Consider the following 21211-nt stretch of genomic DNA (forward strand, 5'->3'; position numbering starts at 1 on the left):
CAGTGCTTCCTAGTGCTCCCAGGTGGCCGTTAGTCGAGCGGTCCGCCGGCGACGTACAGGACCTGACCGGAGACAAAGCCGGCGGCCTCGTTCGTGAAGAAGGCGATCGCGTTGGCGATGTCGTCGGGCTCGCCGACGCGCGCGACCGGGATCTGGGTCGCGGCCGCGGCCTTGAACTCCTCGAAGCCCATGCCGACCCGGGCGGCGGTCGCGGCGGTCATGTCGGTGGCGATGAAGCCGGGGGCGACGGCGTTGGCGGTGATGCCGAACTTGCCCAGTTCGATGGCGAGGGTCTTGGTGAAGCCCTGGAGGCCGGCCTTGGCGGCGGAGTAGTTGGCCTGGCCGCGGTTGCCGAGCGCCGAGGAGGACGACAGGTTGACGACGCGTCCGAAGCCGGCGTCGACCATGTGCTTCTGGACGGCCTTGGTCATCAGGAACGAGCCGCGCAGATGCACGTTCAGGACCGTGTCCCAGTCGGCGGCGCTCATCTTGAACAGCAGGTTGTCGCGGAGCACACCCGCGTTGTTGACGAGGATCGTCGGCGCGCCGAGCTCCTCGACGATACGTGCGATCGCCGCCTCGACCTGCGCCTCGTCGGAGACGTCGGCGCCGACCGCGATGGCCCTGCCGCCCGCCGCGGTGATCTTCTCGACGGTGTCCTTGCAGGCGGCCTCGTCGAGGTCGACGACCGCGACCGCGCGGCCCTCCGCGGCCAGCCGTACGGCGGTGGCGGCTCCGATGCCGCGCGCCGCGCCCGTGACCACGGCGACCCGCTGCTCAGTGGTGGACATTGCTGGTTCTCCTCGCCCTTGAGAAAAAATCTGGATGCGCCCGAGTGGTGAGCGACCGCTTAGTACCTTCGACAGACGTGACGCTAGAAGCCCTGGCACCCGGTGTCAACGCCACACGGCGCGGGTGTGATCCATTACCTCACCAGCAGTTCCAGCAGCCGCTCCGTCTCGGCCGCGGGATCGGTGGTGAGCCCGGTGTGCACGGGACCCGGCTGGACGACCGTCGAGCGGGGCGCGATCAGCCAGCGAAAGCGCCGTCCCGCGTCGTCGAGCGCCGCCTGTCCGGCCGACGCGCCGCCCGCGCACACGCCCTCGACCGCCCGCAGGGCGGCCCGCACCCCGGCCACGTCCGCGTCCGGGTCCAGCGCCAGCAGCTTCGCCTCGTCGAGATGGGTGCGGGCGCCGACGTAGTCCTGGCCGCGGCAGTACACCAGCACGCCCGCGTTGATGCACTCGCCGCGCTCTACGCGCGGTACGACGCGCAGCAGGGCGTACTCGTAGACGTCCCGGTCGCCGCCCTGGCCCGGCCTGATGATGTGGCGCTCGGTCACTTGGTCCCCTTGATGCGGTCGTGGATGACGGCGGCGCGGGCGAGCAGGGGTGCGGCGTAGGCACGCCGGAGCGCGTCCGGGGTGTCGAAGCCGGGCTCGTCCGCCAGCCACACGTCGGGGATCTCGGCGGTGACCTCGGCGAGGAGGTCGGCCGTGACCAGGGGCGCCAACTCCGCCGCCGCGGCCGCGACGTTTGGTCCGAACGGGGTGAGCGCGTGGTCGGAGGCGTCGTACGGGCGGGCCGCGGAGGTCTCGGCGGTGGGCCAGTTGTGCTGCCAGATCATGGTGGCGCCGTGGTCGACGAGCCACAGGTCGCCGTGGTGGACCAGCAGGTTGGGGTTGCGCCAGGACCGGTCGACGTTGTTCACGAGGGCGTCGAACCAGACGATCCGGCCGGCCTCCTCGGAGCTCACCGGGAAGGCGAGCGGGTCGAAGCCGAGGGCGCCGGAAAGGAAGTCCATGCCGAGGTTGGTGCCGCCACTGGACTTCAGCAACCCCTGCACCTGCTGGTCGGGTTCACCGAGCCCCAGCACGATGTCCAGCTCCACGGTCACCAGACGGGGCATCCGGAAGCCGAGCCTGCGGGCGAGTTCACCGCAGACGACCTCCGCGACGAGCGTCTTGCGGCCCTGGCCGGCGCCGGTGAACTTCATGACGTACAGACCGAAGTCGTCGGCCTCGACGAGTCCCGGCAGGGAGCCGCCCTCACGCAGGGGGGTGACGAAGCGGGTCGCGATGACTTCCTTGAGCATCGCCCCAGGCTACTGGGCCTGGAACGATGCGCGGCCGACAGCTCCGTGACAGCTCTGGCTTACGCCGCACTCATCTCGAACGGGTCAAGATCTCGACACTGTCCGGACTTGGCGGGGGCACTGAACGAGCAGCGCCCGCGGCCCGTACCAGTCGGCAGATCCACGCACCCCCTCTGGAAGGAAACCTCCAGCATGACCAGCGCATCGATCAAGTCCGCATCGGGGCCCGCCCGCCGTACCGTCGTGGCAGCCGCCGGAGCCGCCGGGCTCTCCGTCGCGCTGACCGCGTGCGGAGGCTCCGACGACGACTCGTCGAGTTCGTCGGCCTCGGCCGGCACGTCCGGTTCCACGGGTTCCACCGAGGCCGCGAGCACCGGCGGCACGGGCGGCGGGGACAACTCGGCCGGCGCCGCGCTCACCAAGACGGCCGACATCCCCGAGGGCGGTGGCAAGGTCTTCGACGCCGAGAAGGTGGTCGTCACCCAGCCGACGGCGGGCACGTACAAGGCGTTCTCCGCCGTCTGCACGCACCAGGGCTGCGCGGTGAAGAGCATCGCCGACGGAGTGATCAACTGCCCCTGTCACAACAGCAACTTCTCGATCACCGACGGCAGTGTGAAGAGCGGTCCCGCGCAGAAGTCGCTGCCCGAGGTGGCGATCACCGTCAGCGGTGACTCGATCACGCTGGCCTGACGGCCGGCCGCCGGAGGCAGCCCAGCACCTCGTCCGTGGTCGCGACCGTGGCGACCAATGCGAGGGTGTGGCGGATCATCGCGGGGGTGTAGTCGGCGGGCACCCCGGCGATGGCGTCCGACGGCACCACGACCGAGTAGCCCCGGTTGACGGCGTCGAAGACGGTGTTCGGGATCGCGACGTTGGCCGAGACCCCGGTCACCACCAGGGTGCGGCAGCCCAGGTTGCGCAGCAGGGCGTCGACATCGGTGCCCTGGACGGGTGACAGCCCGTGCAGCCGCCGTACCACGAGGTCCTGCTCGGCGACCTCGATCGGGGGCGCGAGGCGGGTCGCGGCACTGCCGGTGAGCTGCTGGACGGGAAGGCGCTCCGCCGCGCGGAACAGCCGGGCGTTGCGGTTGGCGCCCCGGCCGTCGGGGCGGCGCTCGGCCACGGCGTGCAGGACCTGGACGCGGCTCGCGTGAGCGGCCGCCACCAGCCGGGCGACGTTGGCGAGGGCTCCCGACTCCCTTGCCTCACGGGCCAGCTGCGGCAGCGCGGCACCCGGCCCGACGACGCCCTGCTGGCATTCCACCGTGATCAGGACGGTGGTGGCCGGGTCCAGGAGGGCGCTGAGCTGTTCGTACGACGGCATGACTCCCCCTGCGTCGGTGTGGGGCGGGCGACACTAACCGCCATTGCGCGCAGAAGGAAGAAGACCCATGCTTTCCTGACGGAATTTCAGGAGAGCGGCATACACACAAGAGAAGAATGAGGGGGCCGGATGACCGTCACTCAGCGTCGGGGCCGGAAGATCATGATGTCGCCGGGTGAACTGGACGCGTTCCTCACCCTCCAGCGCACCTGCCGCGTCGCGACCGTGTCCACCGACGGCGCCCCGCATGTCAGTGCCCTGTGGTTCCTCTGGGACGGCACCGCGTTGTGGCTCTACTCGGTCGTGCGCAGCAAGCGCTGGGCGGACCTGAACCGCGATCCGCGGGTCGCGATCGTGATCGACACGGGCGAGGAGTACGACGCGCTGCGGGGCGTCGAGCTGTCCGGCGTCGTGGAGTTCGTGGGCGAGAGTCCGCGCACCGGGGAACTGTGTGCCGAACTCGACGCCGTGGAGACGCTGTTCGCACGCAAGAACTTCGGCCTGGACGCGATGCCGCACGATGGCCGGCACGCGTGGGTGCGGCTGACTCCGGAGAAGATCGTGTCCTGGGACTTCCGCAAGCTGGGCGGCGCGTAGAGCCGTCCGGCCCGACGTGCCGAGCCGGGCCGGTCAGCCCACGGACTCTCCCGCCGCCTTGAGCGCGGCCACCGCCGCCCGGATCGACGGGCGGCGGTCGGCGTCCGCCCGCCAGACCACGTACACATGCCGTCGCACCCGCTGCCGCAGGGGGACCGTCACGACGCCTTCGGGCACCGGGTGACGTCCGAGCAGCGGCGCGATGCACACGCCCAGTCCGGCGGCCACCAGCCCGAGCTGGGTGTGCGTCTCGGCCGCCCGGTGGCCGACGATCGGCTCGACGCCCCGCGAGCGCAGCGTGAACATCAGCCACTCGTGACAGAACTCGCCCTCGCCCCACGTGATCCACTCGTCCTCGGCGAACTCCCCGAGGTCCACCTCGTCACGGCCCGCGAGGGGATGCCCGGCCGGCATGGCGACATCGGCGGGATCATCCAGGATGGGCGCCTTGACCAGGCCGTCCGGCACCGGCATCGGCTTGTTGTACCAGTCCAGGACGACGGCCAGGTCGAGGTCGCCGCGGACGACACCCGCGATGCCACGCTCCGGTTCCAGTTCGCACGACCGCAGCCGCAGTCCCGGATGCGCCTTGCGCAGTTCGGCGAGCGCGACGGGAAACAGCCCGCGCGCCGCGGTCGGGAACGCGGAGAGCCGGAGCTCACCCACCACCTGTCCGCGCTGTGCCTCCAGATCGGACTGGGCGAGCTCGACCTGCGACAGGATCCGGGAGGCGTGGTCGGCGAGCAGCCGCCCCGCGTCCGTGAGCCGCACCCCCCGCCCGTGCTTGGCGAGGAGGCGCTGCCCGACCTCCCGTTCCAGCTTGGCCATCTGCTGCGAGACCGCCGAGGTGGTGATGTGCAGGCCCTGGGCGGCGCCGCTGACCGATCCGTGCCGGGCCAGGGCGTCGAGGGTACGCAGGCGCTCCAGGTTCAACATGTAAGCGATGCTACGAGATATCGCTCGGAAATTCTCGATTGTGTTACGAGAGGGCGTACAGCATCGTTACGCTCATGACTGCTGTCACCGCCCCGGCCCGGACCTCCCCGCACATCCCCGCCCGCCCGCGCCGCGCCCTCGACTGGCGGCTGCGCTTCGGCGCGCTGTCGCTGATCTGGGGCTTCAGTTTCCTGCTCATCAAGGTCGGCACCGGGGGTTACGCGCCCCTTCAGGTCACCCTGGGGAGGCTGGCGTTCGGTACGGCGATGCTGGCGGTCGCGATGGCGGTGAAGCGGGAGCGGCTGCCGCGCGGGGCACGCACCTGGGCGCATCTGACGGTGGCCGCGTTCCTCCTCAACGCCCTGCCCTTCTCGCTGTTCGCCTACGCGGAACTGACCATCCCGTCCACCCTGGCCGGCATCTGCAACGCGACCTCCCCCCTGTGGGGCATGGCTCTGTCCCTGGTGGCGCTGTCGGAGGACCGGCCGACCCGGTTGCGCGTCGCGGGCCTGGGCCTCGGCTTCCTGGGCGTTCTGACGGTCCTGGGCGCCTGGCAGGGCTTCCACGGCCTGGACGCCCGGGGTACGACCCTCGCTCTGCTGGCCTCGCTCAGTTACCCGATCGGCTGGATCTACCTCCGCCGCACCCTGGCACACACCGGCTCCTCGGCCCTGTCGATGACCGGCGCGCAGCTCCTGCTGGCCACGCTGCAACTGGCCGTCGTCACCCCCGTGTTCACCTCCTTCCCGAGCCGCTTCCCCCTCGTCCCGCTGCTCGCCACAGCCGCCCTGGGCGCCCTCGGGACAGGCCTCGCCCTGCTGATCCAGTACGGCCTGGTCGCGGAGGTCGGCCCGACGACGGCCCAGATGGTCACGTACTTCATCCCCGTCATCGCGACGGCGGCGGGAGTCGCGATCCTGGACGAGCCCTTGAGCTGGTCGACCCCGGTGGGCGCGGCGATCGTCCTGGCAGGAGCAGCCCTGACCCAGGCACGCGGCAGGCCCTGAGCACCGGGAGCTGGATGCGGTGCCCGGCGTGTGGGGGGTCCGGCTCCTTGGGGCGGCGGACCGTGAGGCGGCAGCGGCCTACCGCCGCGCGCTAGACGTATCCACGGACGTCACCCACCCGGACCGCCGAAGCGACGGCGTCCGCCAGCGGGGCGACCTCCTCCCGGCGGAGCGTCGACACGGTGATCCGGATTCCTGGCGGGGCCTCGATCCGGAAGCGCGCGCCGGGCGCGACCGCCCACCCCGCCTGGAGCAGCCGGGCGACGGCGCCCGTCTCGTCCGGCACCGGAATCCACACGTTCATCCCGCTGCGTCCGTGCGCCTCGACGCCCCGCGCGGCCAGCGCGGCGATCAACGCGTCACGCCGGCTCCCGTACGCCTCGGCCACGGCCCGCGCGTCGACCGTGCCGTCGGCCCACAGCCGCACCACCGCACGCTGGGTGATCCGGCTGACCCAGCCGGGTCCGAGCCGTTGCCGCCCGCGCACCCGGTCCAGGGTGAGATCGTCCCCGGTGAGAACGGCGAAACGCAGGTCGGGTCCGTACGCCTTGGCGGCCGAGCGCACGAAGGCCCAGTGCCGGGTGACGCCCGCGAGGGGGTGCAGGGGGAGGTCGACGATCCGATGACCGTGGTCGTCCTCGACGAGCACGGTCCGCGGGTGGTCCCGCAGCACGGCGCGCAGCGCACGCGCGCGTGCGGCACTCACCGCCGCGCCGGTCGGGTTCTGGGCCCGGTCGGTGACGATCAGGGCGCGCGCCCCGGCCTCCAGGGCCCGACGCACGTGCTCGGGCAGCGGACCCTCGTCGTCGACGCCGACCGGCACCGGACGCAGTCCGAGCGCCGGGACGAGGTCGAGGAGGGAGCCCCAGCCGGGATCCTCGACGGCCACGGTGTCGCCCGGCCTGACATGGGCGGCGAGGACGCGTTCGATCGCGTCGAGCGAACCGGAGGTGACGGCCACGGGCCCGGCCGGCACACCGTCGGCGTCCAGGTCGGCCCTGGCCAGCCGGGCCAGTTCGGGTTCCACCGGCGCGTGCCCGTACAGGACCGGCTCCCGGTCGCCCTGGGCGGCGGCCCAGGCGAACGCCGGCGCCAGCGGTGGGAGCAGAGCCGTGTCCGGGTTGCCGGCGGCCGCGTCCCGTACACCCTCCGGTACCTCGACCCGGAGGAACTCGCGCCCGGTCGTGGCGGGCTTCGACCGCACCCGGCTGCCCCGCCGACCGTCGGTCTCGATCACCCCGCGCTCACGCAGGGTGCGATAGGCGGCCGCGACGGTGTTCGGATTCACCCCCAGCTCCGCAGCCAACTCCCGCATCGGCGGCAGCAGTTGCCCCGGCTCCAGTTCACCCGTACCCACCGCCGCCTCGATGCTCGCGGAAATGTCCGCTGCGCGTCGGCCGTTGATCCGATATTCTCCTAGCACAAACAACATTATGCACTAGTGCAATGGAGAACGCCATGCAGGGGACCCCGGAGACGACGACACCGGCCGCCGCCTACACCCCGACCGACCGCACGATCCCGACCCGGTCCGCACAGAAGGCCTCGTACGACAAGGATCTCGTGCACGCCATACTCGACGAGGGCTATGTCTGCCACCTCGGCTTCGTCCGCGACGGCGCGCCGGTCGTGCTGCCGACGCTGTACGGCAGGGTCGGCGAGACGCTCTATGTGCACGGCTCCACGGGTTCGCGCCCGCTGCGGATGACCGGGCAGGCGGACCCGGGGCTGCCGGTGTGCCTGACGGTGACGCATGTCGACGGTCTGGTCCTGGCACGTTCGGCCTTCCACCACTCGATCAACTACCGCTCGGTCGTGGTGCACGGCGTCGCGTACGACGTGACCGACCCGCAGGAGAAGCTCGCCGCGCTCGACGCCCTCGTCGACCACGTCGTACCGGGCCGGTCCGCCGACTCGCGCCCCGCCGACAAGAAGGAGCTGGCGGCGACCGCGGTGATCCGCCTCGACCTGAACGAGGTCTCGGCCAAGACCCGCACGGGCGGGGTGAACGACGAACCGGAGGACCTCGCCCTCCCCCACTGGGCCGGTGTGCTCCCGCTGCGCAAGGGCTACGACACGCCCCTCCCGGAGGCCGACCTCGCTCCCGGCACCGAACTCCCCGGCTATCTCGAGGCGCTGTGATGCTCGTCCACCCCTGGGACGCGCCCCACGACGACGCCGAGTGGCGGAACTGGCTTTCCGCCCACGACTTCGGCCAGCTCGCGGTCAACGGCCCGCCGGGCGAGCCCCCGTTCGTCCAGCCCCTGCACTTCGCCTACGACACCGCCGAGGGTGAGGCCGTCACCCACCTGGCCCGCCCCAACCCGCTGTGGCCGGCCCTGGAGGCGAACCCGACCGTGGTTCTGAGCGTGGTCGACGACTACGTGTTCGTACCCGGCCCGTGGCAGGCACCGCCGGGCGCCCCCGCCGAGCACGGCACCCCGACGAGCTTCTACGCGGCGGTCCAACTGCGCTGCACCGCGCACCTCGTGGACGACCCGGCCGCCAAGGCCGCTCTGCTCGAACGCCAGTTGGGCCACTTCCAGCCGGAGGGCGGCTCCGCACGGCCCGCGGTCGGCGAGGCACCGTACGGCCGTCTGCTCTCCGGCATCCGGGGCATCCGGCTCGAGGTGACGGGCGTACGGGCGAAGTTCAAGTACGCGGCCCACCGGCCGAGTGAGACCCAGGACCGTATCGCCGCCGGTCTGGCCGCACGAGGCGGCCCCCGGGACGCGGCGGCCCACGAGCACCTGTCGCGCCGCCGTCGGCCATGACCGCCCGAGGCGAGGTACGCGCGACGCGAGGCGACGTACGCGCGACGCGAGGCGACGTACGCGCGACGCGAGGCGACGTACGCGCGACGCGAGGCGACGTACGCGCGACGCGAGGCGGGGCGCCGGGGCCCCGGCCGGGCCGCGCCGACCGCGTTGGGCATCACCCACGTGGCGCAGGCATGACCGCCCCCCAGCCGGTCCGAGGAAGCGTGCGTCCTGGTCGCCCCGGGGGGCCAGGCGTCCGCCTGTGATCACGGACGCGGGGCCGGCCGAGCCGCACGGCCGGCCCCGGTCCCTCAGGCCGTCGCTGCCGGGGTGCCGCGTGACTCCGCGAGCGCCAGGCCGGTGACCGAGGCCAGCATCAGCAGGGTGCCGGCCAGGGTCGTGGCCGTGAGGCGTTCGCCGAGGAGGACGACGGCCAGCACCGCCGCGCTCACCGGTTCGAGGAGCATGATCACGGAGACGGTGGCGGAACGCACCACGGCCGCGCCCGCGAAGTAGAGGGCGTACGCCAGGGCCGTGGGCACCGCCGCGATGTACGCCACCAGCACCAGCACCCGGACCGGTTCCACGCCGTGCGGGAGCAGCCCCTCGGCCACTGCGAACGGCAGCAGGCACAGGGCGGTCACCGCGAACGCCCCCACAGTGGTCGCGGAGGCGTCCGCGCCGCCGTGGCGGCCCCAGCGCCTGGTGAGCAGGGTCATCGCGCTGTACCCGGCCGCGGACACCAGCGCGAGCAGCACGCCCCCGGGCCGCACGGCCGAGCCTCCGCCTCCGGCGAAGAGCACCCCCAGCCCGGCGAGCGCCCCGGCGACGGCGCACACTCCGCCGCGGCCGAGCCGCTCCCCCAGGGTCAGCCGGGCGCCGAGCGCGATGAGGACCGGCCCCGCGCCGAGGGTGACGACCGTGGCCACGGCCAGTCCGGTGGCGGACACCGCCGCGAAGTACGCCGTCTGGAAGACCGCGAGCCCGAGGCCCGTGACGACGGTGCGCCGGAGCCTGCGGTGCGACGGCTCGGGCGCGAGCGCGGCCGCCGATCGGGAGCGCGGCCGCCGCAGCGGGCGGGCGGCCAGCAGCAGGACCAGTCCGGCAGCGCAGCGCCAGAAGGACAGGGCGACGGCGCCGAGGTCGCTGATCCGGTAGATGAGGGAGGCGGCGGCACCGGCCGTACCCCAGGCGGCGCCGGCGACGGTCAGATAGAGCAGGGCCCGCCCGACGGGCAGGGACACGGAAGTGGGACGACTGAAGAGGGACACGCGTTCTCTCCGCACAGAAGTTCGGGAAGGGACCGTCGCAGGGCAGCGGTCCTCGGACTTCTTCTGCGGGCAGCACCGTTCCGCCCGACAGCACGTGCCGGGCGTGGTTCACCGGAGGGCCCGCCTCAGGCGGCCGGAGGCGGAAGAACGAGTGCGTTCGAAGGCATGATCGACACCTTATGCGGCCGTTCCACGGGCCGACAACTCCCTTTCGGGACTGCTGCCGGCCACCGGCTCCGGGGCGTTCCTGGCGGGCGCGGACGACTGCGCGATGAACGCGCCGAGGAGAACCACCGCCCCACCCACGATCTGCGGCGCCGAGAGACGTTCGCCGAGCAACACCCACGCCAGGACCGTCGCGATGACCGCCTCCAGGCAGGCCACCACGCCCGCGACCTGGGGAGAGAGCCGGCGCACGGAGACCACGCCGGTGACGTACGCGACCACCGTCGCGATGAGCACGATCCAGGCGAGCAGCAGCCAGGCGGGGACCTCGGTGCCGTTCATGCCCGCAGTGTGCGCGAGCACGGACCAGTCCATGCCCCACGGGCGGGAGACGGCGGTCAGCACGACGGCGCCCACGAGAAGGCCGTACGCGATGACGCCGAGCGGGTCGGGGGCATCGCCCTTGGAGTCGCTGCCCTGGTCGGACAGGACGAAGTAGCCGACCTGGCAGCAGGCGGCCGCGAGTGCGAGCAGCAGTCCGAAGGCGTCGAAGCTCAGCCCCGACCAGACCTCGACGACACAGGCCAGCCCGCCCACCGCGAGGACCACGCCGAGCGCGGCGGCGCGCGTCACCGGCCGCCGCTGCACGAACCGCACCCAGCCGAGCACCAGCGCCGGCGCCAGGTATTCGACGAGCAGCGCGACACCGACCGGGATGCGGGAGATCGCGGCGAAGTAGAACGCCTGCACCCCGGCCACACCGAGCAGACCGAACCCGGCGAGCAGCGCGGGGCGGCTGCGCAGCAGCGCTCGGTGACGCCAGGCGAGCGGCAGCATCACCAAGGCTGCGCCGGTCACCCGCAGCCACACCACGTGCAGTGGGTCGAGGCCCGCCTCGATCAACGGTTTGGCGGCGACCCCGGATCCGCCGAAGGCGATGGCCGACCCGACCGCCAGACCGAGCCCGATGCCCTTTCCGCGGTTGCCCTGACTACTCACAGACGTACGCACCGACACATGATGACAGGCGATGACATGAGCGTCATCCCCGTTGACACCTGTCTCAGCGGCTGGACGCGGGGAGCGGAGGAGAAAGCGGGCCCGGGAGCGGCAGGGTGGGGAGCGGAGCGGCAGGGTGCGGAGCAGGGAGCGGCAGAGTGCGGAGCGGAGCGCGTTCAGAGGGCGGGTTCGCCACCTCAGACGAGGGCCTCGCACTCCCCCGGACCGTGCGGTCCGTCCTCGATCCGTGCGCGCAGGCCGTACACGTCGACGCCCGCGCGGGTCAGCACTTCGACGGCCCGCGCCTGCGGGTCCGCGACGATCGCCGCGAGCACGTCGAGGCCGCGGGCCGGCGCTCCGTCGCGCCGGGCGGCCCGCACGCTGGCGTGCTCCAGGGCGGCCGCGGCCAGCGGGGAAAGACCCTCGACGACCGTCACGACGGGCAGGTCCCCGGAGTCCTCGACGCCGCTCTGCCAGCGCAGGCCGTAGCCGATGCTGCGTTGGACGAGGTAGCCGAGCAGCCGGGCGAGCTGGGGTCCGCCGTCGAAGGCGGCGCGCACCTGCGGGTCCTGCTCGAGGAGCGAGTGCAGCAGGTGGGCGGTGTCGATCTGCCGGTCCCCGTCCCGCACCGCCCTGCGACGGGCGGCGGCGAGCGCCGCCGCGGGCTCGGCGGCGAACCCGGGAGCGTCGTCCGTGCCGTGCGCCGCCGGGTTCTGAAGCGACCGCGGGGAAGTACGGAATTGCACATCCCCACCCCATCAGTCCCGGCCGGGTGCGGTCATCCCCGGAGGGGAGCATCTTCACGTCCCACGCAGAGCGGACGAGGGTCGCCGCAATCTCCTCCCTACGGATGAGATCAGGCCGATTTCTGTGAACTGGGCCCCCCGCCCGCCTCGAACCGCTCCTCCACATTTCCTGACGGTTCGTCAGTATTGAATGTTCGAGGCCGCGGAGCTACGTTCCGCGACACCGCAGCCCGAGTTGCCGGACACGAAGAGGTGGTCGCATGGCCGAAGTCAGCGCGGAGGCACGCATCCAGGCACCGGCCGAGAAGGTGTGGGCCCAACTCACCGACTGGCCGACGTACGGGGAGTGGAACGCGACCCACACCAACTTCCCCAAGGGCGGCCCCGAGACCCTTGAGGTGGGAGCGACCTTCCAGGAGAACATGAAGCTCATGGGCTTTCCGGCGGAGGTCGAGTGGACCGTGGCCGAACTGGAGCCGGCCCGGGTGCTCGCCATCCGCGGGAAGGGCCCGATGGCGGTGTCCGTAGCCACCCGCTACACCCTGACCCCCGACGGGGACGCCACGACGGTCCGTATCGACGGCGAGTTCACGGGCGCGGCCGTGTCGCTGATGGCGGGCAGACTCAAGGACTCGGGCACGGCCGCGCTGAACGAGTCGCTGCGCAAGCTGGGCGGACTGGTCGACTGACCGGGCACGGCGCACGACGCACGAAGGCGCCCCCGTGGATGACTCCACGGGGGCGCCTTGGATGCCGCCGCACGGCGGCCGGACGGCCGGTCGGCCTGTCGCCGCACGACGGCGGCCGGACGGCCGGACGGCAAACGGTCCGGCGGCCGCCCAGTCAGGCGGTCGGGCGGCCGGGCGGCCAAGCAGCCAATCGGTCAGGCGGCCGGTCAGCCAGGCGGCCGGGCGGCCGGTCAGTCCTCGTCGGCGAGGATCAGATACAGCCTCTTACGGGCGTCGTTGATGACCGTGAGCGCCTTCTCGCGCTGTTCCTTGCTGCCGGTCTTCCAGACCTGCCCGAAGGCTTCCATCAGGCCGAAGCCGGCCTGGCGGATCTCACCGAGAGCCTCCCAGTCGACCCCGCGCGAGGCCTCCTCCCAGGGGGCCTCCGGGCCGTCCTCGGCGGCTGCGCGGCCTTCGTCGGTGAGCGCGAACAGCTTCTTGCCGCCCTCGCTCTCATTGCTGATCAGGCCCTCGTCCTCCAGCAACTGGAGGGTGGGGTACACCGACCCGGGGCTGGGCTTCCACGCCCCGCCGCTGCGCTCGGCGATCTCCTGGATCATCTCGTAACCGTGCATGGGCCGGTCCTTGAGCAGGGCCAGGATCGAGGCCCGCACGTCACCGCGCCGCGCCCTCCCCCTGGGTCCGCCACGCCCTCGTCCGCCCCAGGGGCCACCGAAGCCCGGCCCGAAGCCGGGACCGCCGGGGCCGAATCCCGGACCGCCCGGGCCACCCGGACCGAAGGGTCCGAAAGCCGCCCGACGTCCGTCGAAGCCGCCGCGGCCACGCCGGGGGCCGTCCTGTCCATGTCCACGCTCGAATCCGTGGGTACGCATCGCAAACCACTCCTTCATTCCATCGTTGATCTGTCGCGATGCGTCAACGATATATCGGAACAGTTCGCTTGGCAAGGTTCTTCCGACCGGGCCCCGACGGGGCAGGGCGCCTGGGCGAGGACCTCGCCGTTTAGGGTGCGGACATGACATCCCGCACCCCCGCGCACCGCACCCCGGACACGTACCTCTCCGAACTGTTCTCGCTGGACGGCCTGGTCGCCGTCGTGACCGGCGGCAGTTCGGGCATCGGCCGGGCCATCGCCGGGGCTCTCGCGCGGGCGGGGGCGAGCGTGGTGATCGTGGCGCGCAAGGAGGCGGAACTGGCCGCCACCGTCGATGAGTTGACGGCGGACGGCTGCCGGGCGGCCTGGGTGAGCGCCGACCTGAGCACCCGTGACGGGGTGCGCGCCGCGGCGGAGCGGGCGGCCGGAGTGTTCGGCGAGCCCGACATCCTCGTCAACAGCGCCGGGATCAATCTGCGGCCCCCGATGGGCGAGCTGGGCGAGGAGGTGTGGGACGCCACGATGGCGGTGAACCTGGAGGCTCCCTACCTGCTGGGCCTGCGGTTCGGGCCCGGCATGGCCGAGCGGGGCTTCGGGCGGATCATCCACATCAGCTCTCAGCAGGCACACCGGGCGTTCGTCCAGAGCGGCGCCTACGGCGTCTCCAAGGGGGCGCTGGAGTCACTGGCCCGCTCCCAGGCCGAGGCCTGGTCGCCGCACGGCGTCACCTGCAACACGCTGGTGCCCGGCTTCGTCCTGACCCCGCTCAACGCACGCCTGCAGTCCGATCCGGAGAGGGTGGCGGCGCTGGCCGCGCGCACGATGGTCGGGCGCAACGGCCTGGCCGAGGACTTCGCCGGCGCCGCCGTGTTCCTGGCCGGCCGCTCCTCCGGCTATGTCACGGGGCAGGCTCTCTTCGTCGACGGCGGGTTCTCCGTCCACTGAGCCGAGCCCGGCAGCGCACGGTGGTCGTGCGCGCTACGCCGCCTGCGGGACGAACTGGACGATCTCGTCCCCGCCCGGCTGGACGACGCCGTAGGTGTTCTCCGGGACCTCGTTCCAGGCGCCGGGCAGGTCGCCCAGGGGCTCGGAGACGATCAGACGGGTCTCGTCGGAGACCTCGCGCAGGAACGCCATGTCGGGGTGGAGCGAGCGGAGCGTCTCCACCCGGGTGCTGTAGAACAGCGAGCGTGAGGCTCCCTGGCTGGAATAGCGGAAGGCCCACAGCCGCGTTCCATCGGTCACGGCGACCGTCATCTGGACCGGGAACTCCACACCGTGGGCGTGCCCGGTCCGTTCCACCAGGCCGACCATCCGGGCGACTGCGCCGGGCGGGTCCTCCTCGAGGCCCAGGGTGAGCGCCAGGTAGAACATCATCTCGGAGTCCGTCGATCCCTCGATGTCGAGGAAGAGCTGCGGGTCGACGGCGAGGGCCAGGTCCCGGCGGATCCGGTGGAAGTCGGCGATCGCGCCGTTGTGCATCCACATCCAACGGCCGTGCCGGAAGGGATGGGAGTTGGTCTGCTGCACCGCGGTGCCGGTGGAGGCCCGGATGTGGGCGAAGAACAGCGGTGAGCGGACGTGGCCGGCGATCTCCCGCAGATTGCGGTTGCTCCAGGCCGGCCCGATCTCCCGGACGACGGCGGGGGTGCCGTCGTCCGAGTCGGACGCGTACCAGCCGACGCCGAAGCCGTCGCCGTTCGTCGTCTCCACGCCCATCTTGGAGTGCAGGCTCTGGTCGATCAGGGAATGCGCCGGCCGGTAGAGGATCGTTTCGAGCAGGACAGGGGTGCCCGAGTAGGCGAGCCAACGGCACATCGTCCACTGCCTTCCTGGAGGTGCCGGACGGGGGAGGAATCCCGCGGGTCAGTCGTCGGACCGGTCCGGCTTGACCACGCACAGCGCCCAGATGACGAATCCGGAGAAGGCGATCATCACGACGGACCAGACGGGGTAGTACGGCAGGGAGAGGAAGTTGGCGATGACGATCAGCCCGGCGATGGCCACTCCCGCGACCCGCGCCCACATCGCCGACTGGAACAGCCCCAGGCTGACGATCACCGCGACCGCGCCCAGGGCGAGATGGACCCAGCCCCAGCCGGTGAGGTCGAACGCGAAGACGTAGTTGCGGGTCGTGAGGAAGACGTCGTCCTCGGCGATCCCCATGACGCCCCGGAAGACGTCGAGCAGTCCGGCGAGCATGAGCGTGACGGCGGCGAAGGCCATCAGGCCCTCGGCCCAGTGCTGCTTGGCCGTGCGTCGGCCGGCCGACGCCGCGTGAGTGGGGTGTGTCGCTGCCATCGCAATGCCTCGATTCCGTTTCGTTCGGCCCGGCTTCGTCCGGTGGTCTCAGTGGCCGGAACCGCTCAGGACCAGTTGCTTGGCCCTGTCGAACTCCTCGTCCGTGATGTCGCCGCGGGCCCGGATCTCGGAGAGCCGGGCGAGCTCGTCCACGCTGCTGGTGGGGGTGCCCTTGGCGGTCTCGCGGATGTAGCTGTCGAACGCCTGCTGCTGATCCCGCGCCTGCTTGATCTCCCTGTGCCCCATGTTCTTGCCTCGCGCGATCACGTAGACGAAGACGCCCAGGAAGGGCAGGACGATGCAGAACACCAGCCAGCCGGCCTTGGCCCAGCCGCTGAGCTCGTCGTCGCGGAAGATGTCCACGACGATCCGGAACAGCAGGACGAACCACATGATCCACAGGAAGAACACCAACATGGTCCAGAAGGCGCTCAACAGCGGATAGTCGTATGCGAGGTACGTGTCCCCACTACTCATGTCACTTCTCCGTTCCGGGCCGGGGCCCGACATGGCGTTGTCTGCCGTTCTCAGCGTGCGCGTGGCACGGTGTCGGCGGCTCACCCGAGACGGGTGAGTGCGCCGGCTGTCTCAGACCGGCTCTCCCGGAGCCCTCGGCCCGGCCGGGCGCGCCCTGCGCAGCGCGGCGCGCCAGGCCAGGGCGACCGCAGCCTCGGCCAGACCGAGCAGGACCAGCCACAGGCCGAGCAGCCGGGTCAGCGCCCGGGCCGACTCGGTGGGCAGGGCGAGGACCACGATCCCCGCGACGACGGCGAACACGGCGGCGCCGAGGACGACTCCCCGGTGGGGCAGGTCCTTGGTGGCGAGCGCCGTGTAGAGGGTGAGGATGCCGGACACCAGCCAGAGGACGCCGACGATCAACGAGAGCGTCGCGATGGTCTGGAGCGGGTTGCGCAGACACAGCACCCCGGCGACGACGTAGAGGACCGCCAGGAGGAGACCGGTGAGGCGTTCGCCGTGGTCGTCCCTGGCGAAGGCCGCGACGAACCGGAACATCCCGGTCACCAGCAGGTACAGGCCGATGAGGACCGCGAGGACGTGCAGGGTCTCGTCCGGCCAGACCAGGATCAGGATGCCCGCCACGAGCGTGGCGACGGCCGAACCGAGGATCCACGTCCAGGAGCGCCCCAGTACGGCCAGGGCCTCGGCGGGGTCGACGCCCACCGGCCCGGGAGCCACCCCGCCGGGCGTCCGGTCCGGTCCGCCGGACAGGTCGTCCGGTCCGGTGTGCGGTGCGGGACCAGGCGAAACGCTCATGACTCCTCCTCGCGCCCGGCCGGGGGACCACGGCCCCCGGCTCGTCACTTCGGCAGTTGGCGCATCTCCAGGACCCGAAGCCCCAGGGACTGGCAGCGGGCGAGCAGCCCATACAGGTGCGCCTCGTCGACGACGGGCCCGAACAGGACGGTCTGCCCGGACATGACCACATGGTCCAGCTCCGGGAACGCCCTGGTCAGCGCCTCCGACAGGTGCCCTTCGACGCGGATCTCGTAGCGCATGAGCTGCTCTCCCCGGATGGCCTGGGATTGGCGGACTGCGCACTCACCTCTGCGATCGTCCGCCCTGGCGGGGCGTCCGGCCTCACCCACCACGGGCGATCCGGCAAGGCCCGGCGGCCTCGGTCACAGCAGCTTCAGTTCGCGGGCACGGCGCACCGCGTCGTTGCGGCGGTTGACCGCCAGCTTCCGGTAGGCGCTCTTGAGGTGCGTTTTGACCGTGTTCACGGAGACGAACAGGTCGGCGGCGATCTCCTCGGTCGACATCGTCATGGCGAGCCTGCGCAGTACGTCGCGTTCGCGACCGCTGAGCTCCTCCAGGACCAGGAGCGGCGGGCCGTCGGACGGCGTCGGCGAGCCCGGGGTGGGCCGGTCCGCCGCCGGTACCCGCGGTGACACGGCGTCCAGGACCGGGCGGATCCATGGACCGACCTCCAGGAAGGGCCGTCGCAGCCCGTCACGCCGCGCCTCGCGCAGAGCGTGGGCGACCAGCCTGCGCGCGGTGGCCGTGTCTCCCGCCGCGTCCGCCACCTGCGCCCTCACCAGCGTGGCCCGGACAGTCACGGCGGGCCCCGCGGAGCTCTCCGGCCGCACGCCGTCGAGCAGATCGATCGCCGCCCCGGGCCGGCCCGCCGCGAGCTGGGCCCGGGCGGCCCCCACCACACACGCCGGCTGCTCGTCGGACAGCGCCTGCAACGCCTCGACGGCCTCCTCCGGCCGGCCTTCGGCCACATACGCGGCGGAGACGGCGAGCGCCGTCTGACCCGCCGCCCAGGGAGAGATCACGACGGCCGGCACGGCCCGTTCCGCCGCTTCGAGGGCGGCTCGTGTGTCCCCGCGGGCCAGATGCAGACGGGCGGTGGCGATGGCCCGGCCCGCCTCCATCACGGGGTCCCGCAGCGCCGGGTGCGAGTCGGCCGCCTCGTCGAGGAGGGCCCGCGCCCGACGCAGGTCGTCGCGGTCCACGGCGACCGCGGCCAGCACCAGTCGTCCCATGGCGGAACCGGACGGCCCGGGCAACCCGGACTGCTCCGTCCCGTTCACGGCGGCCCGGGCCGTGCGCTCCGCCCTGCCGAGCCAGCCGTTCAGGTAGTCGATCAGGGCCAGCCGGCCGAGCGAGTCCTCGCGGGCGAGCGCCGTCGAAGCTCCCGCCGAGGTTCCGGCGACCCTCGACAGGGCGGCGCACGCGTCCTCGAACCGCCCGGCCCACAGACGCGCCGAGCCCAGATGGTCCAGCAGGAGCGCGATGAGCTCGGGATGCCTCTCCAGCAGGTGGGCCGGCGCCTGGTCGCACAGCGTCTCGGCCGCCGCCGCGGCCCGCTCCGCCCGGTCCGGCGCGCCGGTCAGCCGCGCGGCCTGCGCCTCGAGCAGGGCGCAGCTCAACCGGGCCGCCACGAGTCCGGGCGCCTCGCCGTCCGGACTCCACCCGGCCGTCAGGGCCTGTTCCGCCACGTCTGCGTGTTCGGCCGGCAGACCCAGCGCGGCCGTCAGCCTCTGCTCCGCGTGCCGCAGGTGCCTCAGACCCCGGTCGAGATCGCGCAGGGACAGGTCCCGTGCGGCACGGACGAGTTCCGTCGCGGGGCTCGCGGCATCCGGCCCCATGCCGGAGAACAGCTCGGCCAGTTCGTCGGAGCGCCATCCGGTGAAGAGCCAGCCGATGGCGAGGTCGTCGATCAGGGCGCCGGCGGTGAACTCCCAGTCACCGGCGGCGGCCCCCTGGCCCAGCGTCTCCGTGAGGAATCCCGAGCTCCGCAGCCAGTACGCGGCCCGGAGGTGCAGTTCCGGCTCGAGGCCCGGAGAACGCACCCGCAGATGGGCCCGGAGGATCTCCCCGAACAAGGGATGGAGGCGGTACCAGTCCTGCCCGAGGTGCTCGACGAACGCGTTCTCGCGGCACAGGCCGGCCAGGATGGGCCCGGCGTCGGTGCGCTCCGTCAGCGCGTTCACCAGCTCGGGACAGAACCGGTCGAGGACGCTGACCCGCAGCAGGAGGTCCTGCGTCGCGGGCGGCTGCCGTTTGAGCACCTCCGCCAGCAGGAAGTCGGCGACGGTGCTGTGGTCGGCCTCGAACTCCTTCAGATACTTCTCCGGGTCCGGGTCCTCCTGTGCGGCGAGGGCGCACAGGCGCAGACCGGCGGCCCAGCCCCGGGTGCGTTCCACGAGACCCTGCGTCGCGTGCGCCGGAAGCCGCAGTCCGTGCAGTTCCAGCAGCTCGGCGGCCTCCTCGGGGGTGAAGGCCAGCTCCGCGCCCCGGATCTCCGTCAGGTCCCCGGCCGCCCGGTACCGGTGCAGCGGCAGCAGCGGCTCGGTACGGGTGACGAGAATCAGGCGCAGGCCGTCGCCGGCGTGGTGCAGAACGAACTCCAGCTGCTCCGCGATCTCCGGGTCGGCCACCTGGTCGTACTCGTCGAGCACCACGATCACGGGCCGGTCCCGCACGCTCAGCTCGGCGGCGAGCCGCGCCAGCAGCTTGGGCGTCACGGTGCTCGCGTCCACGGGGCAGCCGATCTCGGCGGGCAGGGAGTCTCCGGAGACGCGCAGGGCTTGGAGCAGGTATGCCCAGAGCATGCCCGGCCCCTGCCCCGCCGCGTCCGTGGTGAGCCAGGCGACGGGCCGGTCGCGCGCCGCGGCCCAGTCGGCGACCAGCAGCGTCTTGCCGGCGCCCGCAGCGCCGTTGATCATGGTCAACGGCGTCAGCAGAGCCTGATCGAGGTGTCTGACCAGGCGCTCACGCCGGAGGAACGTCACCGGCCGGGCCGGTACGACGAACCGCGTGCGCAGAAACGGATCCCCTTGGGGGTCGGCGTACGACGCCGTCGGATCGGTACCGCTCTCCTCGAGCCCCTCCATGGCGCTCACCGCCACTGTTCGTCAGGTCTTGGACAGCGCTCCCCCTCAGCATCCCAGGATTCAGCCCGGGGCGCCCTACGGGAGGCAGGCACCCGGCTGCTGACCGCGGCACGGCGGGCCGCCGTAACCCCGGCCACGGCCCGCCCCGGGCAAGGCCCCACGGAAACGGGGCCAGGACTCACGGAAACGGGGCCAGGACTCGCGGATTGGCCTTGGCCGGGGGTTGGGCCCACCCCCTACCGTCACCGGCATGCGGATCCGAATCGTCGACGCCTTCACCGACCGCCCCTTCGCCGGCAATCCGGCCGGGGTCCTGCTCCTGGACGGCCTGGACGCCTTCCCGGACGACAACCGGCTCCAGAAGGTGGCTCTGGAGATCAACCACGCCGAGACGGCGTTCGCCCACCCGCTCCCCGAGGGCGGCGAGGCGGACTGGGCCCTGCGCTGGTTCACGCCCGCCGTCGAGGTCGACCTGTGCGGCCACGCCACCCTCGCCACCGCCCACGTCCTGCACACCACGGGCGCCCGCGTGGGGCCGGTGCGGTTCGCCACCCGCAGCGGGGTCCTCGTCGCGACGCCCGGCGAGGACGGCTCGATCACCCTGGACTTCCCGACCGCCCCGCTGACGAAGGTCGAGATCCCGGCCGGGGTCGGCGATGCCCTGGGCGCCGAGCCGCTCACCTGCTTCGACACCGGCCCGCACGTCGGCGATCTGCTGGTCGAGCTGGCCGACGAGAAGACCGTCCGCTCCCTGCGTCCGGACCACAAGGCCCTGGCCGTCCACTCCCGCCGCGGCATCATCGCCACCGCCCGCGCCGAGGACCCGGGGCTGGGACACGACTTCGTCTCCCGCTGCTTCTTCCCGAACGTCGGCATCGACGAGGACCCGGTCACGGGCAGCGCCCACACCGCCCTGGCGCCCTACTGGTCCGAGCGGCTCGGCCGCACCGCCCTGACCGGCCTCCAGGCCTCCCCCCGGTCCGGCCGCGTGCGCACCGAACTACGCGGCGACCGCACCCTGTTGACCGGTCGCGCGGTCACCGTCATCGAGGGTGACCTGCTCGCCTGGTCCTGACCTGGGT

General features: G+C 72.3%; 24 protein-coding genes. 8 read left to right on the forward strand and 16 right to left on the reverse strand.

What is annotated here, in order from left to right; genetic code table 11:
* Positions 1-29 precede the first annotated feature (29 nt).
* The 3 genes from fabG to ACIPFH_RS39290 all read right to left on the reverse strand — a co-directional run bounded on the left by fabG (position 30) and on the right by ACIPFH_RS39290 (position 2094).
* Positions 30-791, reverse strand: a complete 762-nt coding sequence (gene fabG / locus ACIPFH_RS39280; protein WP_359124730.1) for a 3-oxoacyl-ACP reductase FabG — start codon at positions 789-791, stop codon at positions 30-32.
* A gap of 134 nt (positions 792-925) precedes the next feature.
* Complete coding sequence (locus tag ACIPFH_RS39285) at positions 926-1342, reverse strand: DUF3037 domain-containing protein (RefSeq protein WP_356259084.1); 417 nt, start codon at positions 1340-1342, stop codon at positions 926-928.
* A complete protein-coding gene (locus ACIPFH_RS39290) occupies positions 1339-2094 on the reverse strand; it encodes a HipA family kinase (protein ID WP_401834220.1) in 756 nt (251 codons plus the stop codon). The genes ACIPFH_RS39285 and ACIPFH_RS39290 overlap by 4 nt, the downstream gene beginning before the upstream one ends.
* A gap of 192 nt (positions 2095-2286) precedes the next feature.
* Here ACIPFH_RS39290 and ACIPFH_RS39295 point away from each other — a divergent pair, with 192 nt between their 5' ends.
* Positions 2287-2787: a Rieske (2Fe-2S) protein gene (locus ACIPFH_RS39295; RefSeq protein ID WP_401834223.1), complete on the forward strand. Its 501-nt coding sequence runs from the start codon at positions 2287-2289 to the stop codon at positions 2785-2787.
* On the opposite strand, the gene ACIPFH_RS39300 is transcribed toward ACIPFH_RS39295, so the two are convergent.
* The gene (locus ACIPFH_RS39300) at positions 2774-3421 is read right to left on the reverse strand and encodes a cysteine hydrolase (RefSeq protein ID WP_401834225.1); all 648 of its coding nucleotides are present in this window, start codon (positions 3419-3421) and stop codon (positions 2774-2776) included. The two genes, ACIPFH_RS39295 and ACIPFH_RS39300, sit on opposite strands and share 14 nt — an antisense overlap.
* Positions 3422-3550: 129 nt before the next feature.
* Between ACIPFH_RS39300 and ACIPFH_RS39305 the strand changes: the two genes are divergently transcribed.
* A complete protein-coding gene (locus ACIPFH_RS39305) occupies positions 3551-4018 on the forward strand; it encodes a pyridoxamine 5'-phosphate oxidase family protein (RefSeq protein ID WP_401834227.1) in 468 nt (155 codons plus the stop codon).
* A gap of 33 nt (positions 4019-4051) precedes the next feature.
* Here ACIPFH_RS39305 and ACIPFH_RS39310 read toward each other — a convergent pair whose 3' ends face one another.
* Complete coding sequence (locus ACIPFH_RS39310) at positions 4052-4954, reverse strand: LysR family transcriptional regulator (RefSeq protein ID WP_356259099.1); 903 nt, start codon at positions 4952-4954, stop codon at positions 4052-4054.
* Between the two features lie 74 nt (positions 4955-5028).
* Between ACIPFH_RS39310 and ACIPFH_RS39315 the strand changes: the two genes are divergently transcribed.
* A complete protein-coding gene (locus tag ACIPFH_RS39315) occupies positions 5029-5961 on the forward strand; it encodes a DMT family transporter (protein ID WP_401834230.1) in 933 nt (310 codons plus the stop codon).
* Positions 5962-6052: 91 nt separating this feature from the next.
* Here ACIPFH_RS39315 and ACIPFH_RS39320 read toward each other — a convergent pair whose 3' ends face one another.
* The gene (locus tag ACIPFH_RS39320) at positions 6053-7384 is read right to left on the reverse strand and encodes an aminotransferase class I/II-fold pyridoxal phosphate-dependent enzyme (RefSeq protein ID WP_401834233.1); all 1332 of its coding nucleotides are present in this window, start codon (positions 7382-7384) and stop codon (positions 6053-6055) included.
* A 35-nt stretch (positions 7385-7419) separates the two neighbouring features.
* Here ACIPFH_RS39320 and ACIPFH_RS39325 point away from each other — a divergent pair, with 35 nt between their 5' ends.
* Both ACIPFH_RS39325 and ACIPFH_RS39330 read left to right on the forward strand, forming a co-directional pair.
* Entirely contained in the window at positions 7420-8103 is a 684-nt protein-coding gene (locus ACIPFH_RS39325) for a pyridoxamine 5'-phosphate oxidase family protein (RefSeq protein ID WP_401834236.1), read from the forward strand.
* A complete protein-coding gene (locus ACIPFH_RS39330) occupies positions 8103-8735 on the forward strand; it encodes an FMN-binding negative transcriptional regulator (RefSeq protein WP_401834237.1) in 633 nt (210 codons plus the stop codon). Before ACIPFH_RS39325 ends, ACIPFH_RS39330 begins: the two co-directional genes overlap by 1 nt.
* A gap of 296 nt (positions 8736-9031) precedes the next feature.
* On the opposite strand, the gene ACIPFH_RS39335 is transcribed toward ACIPFH_RS39330, so the two are convergent.
* The 3 genes from ACIPFH_RS39335 to ACIPFH_RS39345 all read right to left on the reverse strand — a co-directional run bounded on the left by ACIPFH_RS39335 (position 9032) and on the right by ACIPFH_RS39345 (position 11901).
* Positions 9032-9991, reverse strand: coding sequence for a DMT family transporter (locus tag ACIPFH_RS39335; RefSeq protein ID WP_401834240.1), 960 nt, complete (start codon positions 9989-9991; stop codon positions 9032-9034).
* Positions 9992-10168: 177 nt separating this feature from the next.
* Complete coding sequence (locus tag ACIPFH_RS39340; RefSeq protein ID WP_401834242.1) at positions 10169-11173, reverse strand: EamA family transporter; 1005 nt, start codon at positions 11171-11173, stop codon at positions 10169-10171.
* A 179-nt stretch (positions 11174-11352) separates the two neighbouring features.
* Positions 11353-11901, reverse strand: coding sequence for a Clp protease N-terminal domain-containing protein (locus tag ACIPFH_RS39345; protein WP_401834243.1), 549 nt, complete (start codon positions 11899-11901; stop codon positions 11353-11355).
* 260 nt (positions 11902-12161) lie between these two features.
* Here ACIPFH_RS39345 and ACIPFH_RS39350 point away from each other — a divergent pair, with 260 nt between their 5' ends.
* Entirely contained in the window at positions 12162-12590 is a 429-nt protein-coding gene (locus tag ACIPFH_RS39350) for an SRPBCC family protein (protein WP_356265519.1), read from the forward strand.
* A gap of 230 nt (positions 12591-12820) precedes the next feature.
* Here ACIPFH_RS39350 and ACIPFH_RS39355 read toward each other — a convergent pair whose 3' ends face one another.
* Complete coding sequence (locus ACIPFH_RS39355; RefSeq protein ID WP_356258016.1) at positions 12821-13462, reverse strand: PadR family transcriptional regulator; 642 nt, start codon at positions 13460-13462, stop codon at positions 12821-12823.
* Between the two features lie 143 nt (positions 13463-13605).
* On the opposite strand from ACIPFH_RS39355, the gene ACIPFH_RS39360 reads away from it, so the two are divergent.
* Positions 13606-14409, forward strand: coding sequence for an SDR family NAD(P)-dependent oxidoreductase (locus ACIPFH_RS39360; protein ID WP_401834246.1), 804 nt, complete (start codon positions 13606-13608; stop codon positions 14407-14409).
* 33 nt (positions 14410-14442) lie between these two features.
* On the opposite strand, the gene ACIPFH_RS39365 is transcribed toward ACIPFH_RS39360, so the two are convergent.
* From ACIPFH_RS39365 to ACIPFH_RS39390, 6 genes are all read right to left on the reverse strand, one after another.
* Positions 14443-15282, reverse strand: coding sequence for a class II glutamine amidotransferase (locus ACIPFH_RS39365; protein WP_401834248.1), 840 nt, complete (start codon positions 15280-15282; stop codon positions 14443-14445).
* A 48-nt stretch (positions 15283-15330) separates the two neighbouring features.
* Complete coding sequence (locus ACIPFH_RS39370; RefSeq protein WP_401834250.1) at positions 15331-15765, reverse strand: hypothetical protein; 435 nt, start codon at positions 15763-15765, stop codon at positions 15331-15333.
* Between the two features lie 48 nt (positions 15766-15813).
* The gene (locus ACIPFH_RS39375; protein ID WP_401834252.1) at positions 15814-16242 is read right to left on the reverse strand and encodes an SHOCT domain-containing protein; all 429 of its coding nucleotides are present in this window, start codon (positions 16240-16242) and stop codon (positions 15814-15816) included.
* Positions 16243-16353: 111 nt separating this feature from the next.
* Positions 16354-17040: an HdeD family acid-resistance protein gene (locus tag ACIPFH_RS39380; RefSeq protein WP_401834254.1), complete on the reverse strand. Its 687-nt coding sequence runs from the start codon at positions 17038-17040 to the stop codon at positions 16354-16356.
* A 44-nt stretch (positions 17041-17084) separates the two neighbouring features.
* On the reverse strand, positions 17085-17282 hold the full coding sequence (locus ACIPFH_RS39385; RefSeq protein WP_401834256.1) for a hypothetical protein: 198 nt from the start codon (positions 17280-17282) through the stop codon (positions 17085-17087).
* A 123-nt stretch (positions 17283-17405) separates the two neighbouring features.
* The gene (locus ACIPFH_RS39390; protein ID WP_401834315.1) at positions 17406-20129 is read right to left on the reverse strand and encodes a LuxR C-terminal-related transcriptional regulator; all 2724 of its coding nucleotides are present in this window, start codon (positions 20127-20129) and stop codon (positions 17406-17408) included.
* A 250-nt stretch (positions 20130-20379) separates the two neighbouring features.
* Between ACIPFH_RS39390 and ACIPFH_RS39395 the strand changes: the two genes are divergently transcribed.
* The gene (locus tag ACIPFH_RS39395; RefSeq protein WP_401834257.1) at positions 20380-21204 is read left to right on the forward strand and encodes a PhzF family phenazine biosynthesis protein; all 825 of its coding nucleotides are present in this window, start codon (positions 20380-20382) and stop codon (positions 21202-21204) included.
* Positions 21205-21211 lie beyond the last annotated feature (7 nt).

Source organism: Streptomyces sp. NPDC088157 (genome assembly GCF_044741545.1).
Lineage (GTDB): Bacteria > Actinomycetota > Actinomycetes > Streptomycetales > Streptomycetaceae > Streptomyces.